This is a genomic window from Roseiflexus sp. (assembly GCF_057785375.1).
On the sequence record NZ_JBYNRX010000077.1, the window covers coordinates 1 to 6,820 of the forward strand.

The following is a 6,820-nucleotide window of genomic DNA, read 5'->3' on the forward strand; positions in this document are numbered from 1 at the left end:
GGGCGGCCGCAGGCCCGTCAGGGGCGATGTCAATCGCTGGCAGCCGGAGCGTCGTTTCCTGACCCATCGCGCCTGCACCCTTCCGGTGATTCATCGGTTGCGTGCGGCGAAGAATCCGCCGTGTCCTGATGCATGATAACCTTCGTTGCGCTCAGAGCCAAAAAAGTAGGAAAACTTCGTTTACTGACTAATAAGCCCTCGCTCAGGACGTGGAAGCCCTGCAGGGGCTTGCATGATCTCAGCCAGGGCTTCACCGCAGCCTCCTTTCAAGATCCTTCCCCGGTTGCGCCAGACATTTCTAGCGCCTCCTGGGCTTTGGCGGCGAGCAGTTCGGCGAACGCACGCAGCGCCATCTGTTCCAGCATCGCGCCGATTGCGCCCGCCTGCGGCGCCGCGATCCGGCGCCGTTCGAGCGCCTGAAGGATAAAGCACGCACCAGCCGGATTGTCGAGCAGGAAATCACGCAGAAACGCCTGCACAAAAGCATTGAGCCAGACCCCTTCGCCCTGCGGATCGGCGCGCAACTGAGCAAGCGCCGCCTCATACCCGCCGCAGCGGTGCGTGATCCGCTCGACAAAGCGTTCGATGGCAATGCCGAGCAGTAGATCAAACTGCAGGCGCTGATACGCTTCCACGATCGTCCTCTGCACCGATGGCGGCTTCCTGCTGAGCAATCTCTTCCAGAACCTCATCGACGCCGCTCACGGCATCGAGGTCGCTGCATGCGGCAAACAGACGGCGCGCCTCGCTCAACTGCCAGCGAGCGCGCGCAAAATTCCCCAGGTGCGCCAGCGCATTGCCCTGGTTGGCGAGGATTCGCGCATATCCTGCCGGATCACGGCGCGGATCACCGGTCGCCAGCAACTCATCGTACAGCCCGACCGCTTCGAGCAGATGGTCGTGCAGGTTCGCCGATGGCAGGTATTGGAGCGCATTCGCCAGGTTGAGTTGCGTGCGGCGCCAGAGATCAGGGTGCGTCTCGCGCGTGTAGATCGTCAGCGCCTCGCGCAACGCCTGCACCGCGATCCCTTTGCGTAACTGGTCGCTGGCTTCAGTCAACGGCATCGCCAGGTAGACGAGCGCCAGATTGTTCTGCGCCAGCGCGTAGAGTTCGGGCGTTGTCTCGCGGGTGTAGAAGCGCAACGCATCCTGGTAGCATTTGCTGGCTTCGAGCAGCATCGAGCGCCGTCCTTCGGCGCATTCCTGGTAGAGCATGCCCAACCGCAACGCCAGGTGCGCGCGCACGTCGGGCAGGCGCTGCCCCCCAATCAGCGCCAGCGCGTCGCGCAACGACTGGATCGCAGCATCGGGATCATCGCTGAGCGTCTGCATTTCCGCCAGGTCGCCAAGCAACTGCGCAGCAAACAGGGGTGAGATGTCGCGTACTTCGGCAACCGCCTGCTGGAGCATCGCGCAGGCGACGTCGCGCCGGTCGATTTCCAGTGCGTGTGCAGCGTGTGCAGCGAGGAGGCAGGCTGCCACTTCGCCGTGGTATTCCGCCGGGTCCGGCGGCCGGTCGATGATGCCGGTCGTGTATGCCACGAGATCGAGCAGCGCACCGAGTTCGCCATCGAGTTCATTGCGCAAACGCGCATAATCCGCCGGTTCGCTGTGCAGCACAAAGCGGTTGTAGCGCGCTTCGGGAGATGAGTCGTCCTTCAGCGCCTGCCACGCTCCATCTGCATCACCGGCAAGCGCCTGCGTATAAAAGCGTAGATGGTCTGGCACGATATCAGGCACGCGACCGGTCAGCAGCGCCGCGCACAGGTCAGCGCCGCCGTCCGCTGCCGGTATGACCAGATACCCGGCGGGAAGCGGAAAGACGCCAAGCGGTTGCGGGTGGAGCAGTCGGTGCGTCATACTCATGCTCAAGTTATAATCCTTCGTCTCGAAATGGAACATCACGCATGGCGCTGCGGCGATACATATCGGCCGCAATCTCTGCCAATCGCCTGGTGCGATGGGCGCTGATCCGGTGACGGCGCACACCGTCGGGAAAGGCGACCTCCAGGTATACGACCCACTGCCCCTGCTCATAGCCGATGAGCGTGGCAACCCCCTGCGGCGTGTCTGGATGGTCGGATGAGTCTTCAGGTCTCACGATCGTGCACCGTTCCTGTACCTTTGCCCATACCTGTTTACGCTCGTCCTGGGAGCGCTGGCGTTATGCACGGCGCCGTGGGTCGGCGGGGCGCCGTGCGTTGGCGCTTGCTGAGACCATTCCGCCGCCGCTTCTCCTTTTCGGGGACTGCCCCCGAACCTCCATTTTGAGCGACCGGCGGCATCGTTTCCCCCAACCGTGAACACTTACCTTTTCTCACTGTCCCGGGTGCGCGGGCGGCGCGCCGGTCAGTGCCGAGTGATGAGTGACGAGTCGCCTGCCCGGCGCTCATCCTGCTTCGCCCGGAGGCGCGGACAGCACGCCTGCATGCCGATTCTCACGTTCAACGTGCGCCGTTCAACATTCAACGTTTCCCTTTCCCGCCGATCAGGATGACCCTGCTCCCCCGCCCTCGAGCATAACCCGCAACGCGCCGCGTTCATCGTCCCAGCGCGCCATCCGCCACCCGGCAGGCGTACCGGTTGGCAGCACGTCCCAGATCAGGACGCTGCGGTCTCCCTGCCGGTTGCGCTGTTTGAGTATCAATCCTCCCGCCGCCGGTCCGCGTGTCGGCAGCAGCCACAACTCGCCATCACGCACCATTGCGACCAGTGCATCGTTTGGAAAGTAGCGTTGCGCCAGATCGGCGGGAAGATGAAGATATCCCTTCTCAGTCAGTTCAACAGACAGCATCGGTTGTATCGAGGGTTGTGGCAAGCGACTGCGCTAGTTCCTCCATCCGCGCATGCACCGCAGGGCTCAGTGGCGCACCGTGATCGAAGCATTCGCCTTCGATCAGAAACACAGTAATGTCGCGCGGGTAGGCGTCTTTTAGCAACCAGCGCCCAAATGCCAGCGCGTGATCCCAACGGAAGGCGTGGAGATTGATCCCCTCTGGCGGCGGCAGTTGCTCGAGTTGCTCCCCCGGCACGCGGTAGAGCGTGCCGGGGGTCGCGCCGGTGCGGCAGGCGTCCACAATGATCACGTGGTCCGCGCCGCGCATCTGGAATGCCACATCCATGCCCGCCGTGCCGCCATCCGCCACACGGACGCCCTCTGGCAACCCGATCTCCCACAACCGGCGAATGAGGATCGGACCGACGCCATCGTCGCCGCGCAGCAGATTGCCGCATCCGATGATCAGCGTCTTCATCTATCCCGTCTCGCCGATCCGGTAGACGCCAATCTCCTTGCCGGTCTTCGAGTCGTAGGCGTGGACGGTACAGACCAGGCAGGAGTCGAAACTACGCGCCACATGTCCCAATTCGACCGGATCGCCAGGGTCCTGGATGGTCGTTCCGACATACGCCTGTTCCATTGGTCCATTGACTTCCTGGCTGTCGCGCGGACCAATATTCCAGGCGGTTGGCGTTACGACCTGATAATTGGCGATTTTGCCATTTTCCAGCACAATCCAGTCGGCAAGGGCGCCGCGCGCCGCCTCGGTGGCGCCGAAGCCTCTGCCGAATTCGTGTTCGACCGGCTTGATGTAGAAGCGGTCGTGCAAATCGAGTTCGCCGAGCCACTCACGGACTTTTTTGTACAGTTTGGCTTCCTCATGAAGCCGCGCCAGCACGCGCACCAGCACGCTCGGTCCCTTCTTGGCGATGATGTCGGAGAAGAGCGGATCGACGTCCTGCCACGCTTCGCCCGGCTTCCCGGCAACGACCTGACGCGCCAGCGGACCGACTTCAAGCGGCACGTAGCCAAGACCATCGACCTCGTACCGCGGCGCTTTCGCCCAGGTGTACTTGCCCTGGCGCTTGGCTTCTGCCGGATCCATCGGCTCGGTACGCCCCTCGAAGGGGTGGAGCAGCCCGCTGCCCTGGTAGAACGAGTGGGTGTGATCCTCGCGCACCCGCGCCTGGTCGAACTCGTAATGCTTACCGTTGGCGTAGATGCCGGAACGCTGGATGAGCGTCGCGTTGCGCCCTTCAATCGTGGGCCGGTTGTACTTCTCGTGGTGCAGGTAGGTGCCCATCGCCAGGTAGTTGCCGCACCCTGCGCCAAACGTGTCCAGCCCGATCTCCAGCCCAAACCGCAGGAAGAAACCCAGGTCGGAATTGTGCTGCGCCTCGTTCTCATCGACCCACGCGAGCATATCTTCCCATGTTTTGATCTCCAGCCAGCGATCGACGGAGCATCCCAGGAAGCGTGATTCGAGCCAGTTGTGGCGGAACTCTTCCAGGATAGCGATCGAGCGAGTTACATCGGACAGGGTTGGACCGCACATCACCCCGCCGGGGATCATGAAACTGGAGTGGGGCCACTGCCCGCCGAAGATCGCGTAGATCTCAACCGGTTTTGCCGAGAGGGTGACGCCGCGCTCATACGACTCGCCCACCAGTGGCGCGAAGCGGCGCACGGCTTCGTCGTACCCCTTCGCCTTCGCGTAGCGCCGGTTCGTCAAGTCGATGGCAAACAGCGCGTAGAACCAGCGCGGCACACTCTGCAACGTTTCGCACGCCTGCGCAATGTTGCGCACCAGCAGCGCGTTTGGCGGCAGTTCCGTGCGCCAGGCGACATCCAGCGCAAAGGCGGATTTGTACAGATGACTGCCGCCGCAGATGCCGCAGATGCGCGGCGTTACGATCAGGCCGGCCTGCGGGTCCTTCCCTTTCAAAATCATCTCGAAGCCGCGAAACATGCCGGCTTCCGTCCACGCCTGCGTCACCGTCCCATCCTCGACGATCACGCGCAGGTCGAGGTCGCCTTCCACGCGCCCCAGCGGGCTTACGTGGAGGTCCATACGTTTCGTATTCACAGTCGCGGTCATTGCGCTCTCTCCTCTGGAACGTTTCAGTTAGACGACGAACATATCTTCTTTCGCCCACTGAGGCGCAGCGACGCGCGCAGCGGCGGCAAGCCCCATGTAACTGATCGGATCGAGACCGGCGGGCATGTCCTTCGGGATCGTGCCGCTGATCTTCTGCGTCTTGAACACCGTGCCGGGGGCGAGGTCGAAGAAGGGGAACTCCGGCTCGGTGCATCCGGTGCAGGGCATGCCAGCGCGCGTTTTGCTCGACTGGCGGTTCCAGAGGATGCGGTTGCACGGCGAGCGCGTCATCGGTCCGCGGCAACCGAACTCGTAGAACAGACACCCTTTGCGGGTGCCCTGACCAAACTCCATCGTCGATTGCTTGTACTCGAAGTACTGGTTCCGGGTGCAGCCGGTTTGCGTGAAACTGGTGAAGAACGTCGTCGGGCGGTTGAGTTCATCGAGCGCAATATCGTGCGCACGCCCGGTCGCCAGCGCCACGACGATCTGCGTGATCCAGTCGGGATGCGCCGGACATCCAGGAATGTTGATCACCGGCAACCCCAGTTTCGAGCGGAAATCTGCGCCCAGAAAACCGCCCGACTCACGCCGCATGAACTGCAGCCCGACCGAGTCCGAGGGGTTGGGGGCGACGGCCGGAATGCCGCCCCAACAGGCGCAATCACCGATGGCGACCACGATGCCCGCCTGTGGCGCGAGCATCTGCACCCACTCCAGCATCGGGCGCTCGGCGAACATGTTGTAGCGCCCGGTGCCGTGCGGCGCCCGAATGACCGTTCCCTCGAAGACGAAAATGTCCAGTGGTTTCTCGCCGCGCGCCAGCGCGTGGAACAGCGCCTGCGCCTGCTCGCCCAGTTCCATGCCAAGCGAGGGATGCCAGAGAAACTCGATGCCGAAGTCGGTCAGCAGGTCGCAGACCGTTGGTTCCTCGGCGTTTGAGAAACGACATGGTATTCCCGCTGCATGCGCCGCCCTGGAACCATAACAGAGTTGCCATACCGCCACGTGCTCCTTACTAGATCCTGTTATGTACTTTCGACCATAAAGGTAATGAATCGCTTCAGCATGAGCATCGCAAAGGCCAGAACATGCAATCCCGCCAAAGTCTCCGGCAACCGCTCATCATCGCGCGTCAGCCGGCGAAAGCGCGCCATCCAGGCGAAGCCTCGCTCAACGACCCAGCGGCGCGGCAGCAGTACGAAGCCGCGTTTGGCTTCCGACCGTTTGACGACCTCCAGCCGGATGCCGTGGGCGTGGGCGTCGGCCGCCGGTGGTTCCCCCGTATCGCCCTGGTCGACGAACGCCACGCTTCGACGCTTCGGCTGGCTCAGCGCAAGCAGGCTCAGCGCGCCGCTTCGACCAACTCGCCGGTGACGGCTTGGACCTGTTCCGCCAACGCGGCGACCTGCGCGCGTTCCTGTTTGTTGGCGGGCGTGACGACCACGGCCAGCAACTGGCCCAGCGGATCAACCGCCACGTGGACCTTGCCGCCCTTGCGGCGCTTATGCCCGTCATCGCCAGCGCGCGCGCCGCGCCCCCCCTTTCCCCCCCGCATGCCCCGCATGCGGGGGGGAAAGGGGGGGCTGGCAGGAGGGGGCGATTGCATGGTGCGCGCGTCAACGATCGCCGCGCGCGGCGCAGGCGCCCGCCCCTCGATTTCGCGCACCAGCGCGCGCAGATCGTGGACGAGCGTCGCACCGACCCCGGCCTTCAGCCAGCGCTGGGTTTGCTGATAGACGGCGCCCCACGGCGCACGGCGGCGGAGCGTTGGGCATCATGCGCCAGGGCGCTCCCGTGCAGACGATCCAGCGCAATCCGTTAAAGACCTCGCGCAGCGAGTGGTCGCGCTGCGGGGCGTCTTCGGTCATGAAGGTCAGGGAGGGAGCGACGAAGGCCCGCTCCTCGTCGCTCACATCGCTTGGATAGGGTTTACGTGTCAT

Annotated in this window: 7 protein-coding genes and 1 pseudogene; all 8 read right to left on the reverse strand. The window is 63.6% G+C overall.

The window, feature by feature from the left end:
* Positions 1-266 precede the first annotated feature (266 nt).
* The 8 genes and pseudogenes from AC3EA7_RS13670 to AC3EA7_RS13705 all read right to left on the reverse strand — a co-directional run bounded on the left by AC3EA7_RS13670 (position 267) and on the right by AC3EA7_RS13705 (position 6,820).
* Positions 267-650, reverse strand: a complete 384-nt coding sequence (locus AC3EA7_RS13670) for a hypothetical protein (RefSeq protein ID WP_488614617.1) — start codon at positions 648-650, stop codon at positions 267-269.
* A complete protein-coding gene (locus tag AC3EA7_RS13675; RefSeq protein ID WP_488614618.1) occupies positions 607-1,866 on the reverse strand; it encodes a hypothetical protein in 1,260 nt (419 codons plus the stop codon). Before AC3EA7_RS13675 ends, AC3EA7_RS13670 begins: the two co-directional genes overlap by 44 nt.
* A 7-nt stretch (positions 1,867-1,873) precedes the next feature.
* A complete protein-coding gene (locus AC3EA7_RS13680) occupies positions 1,874-2,101 on the reverse strand; it encodes a hypothetical protein (RefSeq protein WP_488614619.1) in 228 nt (75 codons plus the stop codon).
* Positions 2,102-2,488: 387 nt separating this feature from the next.
* The gene (locus tag AC3EA7_RS13685; protein WP_488614620.1) at positions 2,489-2,794 is read right to left on the reverse strand and encodes a hydrogenase maturation protease; all 306 of its coding nucleotides are present in this window, start codon (positions 2,792-2,794) and stop codon (positions 2,489-2,491) included.
* The gene (locus tag AC3EA7_RS13690) at positions 2,781-3,254 is read right to left on the reverse strand and encodes a hydrogenase maturation protease (protein ID WP_488614621.1); all 474 of its coding nucleotides are present in this window, start codon (positions 3,252-3,254) and stop codon (positions 2,781-2,783) included. The genes AC3EA7_RS13685 and AC3EA7_RS13690 overlap by 14 nt, the downstream gene beginning before the upstream one ends.
* Positions 3,255-4,877 carry a nickel-dependent hydrogenase large subunit gene (locus AC3EA7_RS13695; protein ID WP_488614622.1) on the reverse strand — a complete coding sequence of 541 codons (1,623 nt, stop codon included), beginning with the start codon at positions 4,875-4,877 and terminating at the stop codon, positions 3,255-3,257.
* 27 nt (positions 4,878-4,904) lie between these two features.
* Positions 4,905-5,885 carry an NADH-quinone oxidoreductase subunit B family protein gene (locus tag AC3EA7_RS13700; protein WP_488614623.1) on the reverse strand — a complete coding sequence of 327 codons (981 nt, stop codon included), beginning with the start codon at positions 5,883-5,885 and terminating at the stop codon, positions 4,905-4,907.
* Positions 5,886-5,905: 20 nt separating this feature from the next.
* Positions 5,906-6,820, reverse strand: a pseudogene (locus AC3EA7_RS13705) (IS5 family transposase).

What these genes read in the sequence shown, in the direction of transcription:
- AC3EA7_RS13675 (WP_488614618.1), bottom strand. Translation starts at nt 1,866, where the DNA reads ATGAGTATGACGCACCGACTGCTCCACCCGCAACCGCTTGGCGTCTTT.
- AC3EA7_RS13685 (WP_488614620.1), bottom strand. Translation starts at nt 2,794, where the DNA reads ATGCTGTCTGTTGAACTGACTGAGAAGGGATATCTTCATCTTCCCGCC.
- AC3EA7_RS13690 (WP_488614621.1), bottom strand. Translation starts at nt 3,254, where the DNA reads ATGAAGACGCTGATCATCGGATGCGGCAATCTGCTGCGCGGCGACGAT.
- AC3EA7_RS13695 (WP_488614622.1), bottom strand. Translation starts at nt 4,877, where the DNA reads ATGACCGCGACTGTGAATACGAAACGTATGGACCTCCACGTAAGCCCG.